General features: G+C 68.5%; 1 pseudogene. It reads left to right on the top strand.

What is annotated here, in order from left to right:
• Positions 1-381: pseudogene (locus tag HMPREF2886_RS34075) on the top strand (hypothetical protein); the annotation flags it as partial.

Here is a 381-nt window from a genome sequence, read left to right as displayed (position 1 = left end):
CGCTGACGGCCTGCGACGGCCGGGACATGGCGATAGAACAGCTATTGGCCAAGCAGGAAGCGGCGGACGCGGCCGGGTAAGCGGCAAAGCCGCCGACGCAGAGGCCCACAGCGGCATCGAGACGCTGACCGGGTACGCGGCCCGCGAGCTGGCCCCGGCGATGCGACAGGCGACGAGCTGGCAGGAGCTGCACGACGCAGCGGCCGAGCACGGCCTAGAGGTTCGCCAGCGGGGCGCTGGCCTTGTCATAGGCGAGCCAGATTTAGGCATTTGGGCGAAGGCCAGCAACGTCGGCCGCGACCTTTCGATGAAGGCCCTAACCGACCGTCTTGGCCCGTTCCAGCCTTCCGAACGGCAGTCCGAGGCGAAGGCGAACCGCAA

The sequence above is a fragment of the Pseudomonas sp. HMSC066A08 genome, from assembly GCF_001813025.1.
Lineage (GTDB): Bacteria > Pseudomonadota > Gammaproteobacteria > Pseudomonadales > Pseudomonadaceae > Pseudomonas > Pseudomonas aeruginosa.
This window is presented reverse-complemented; position numbering and strand designations above follow the sequence as displayed.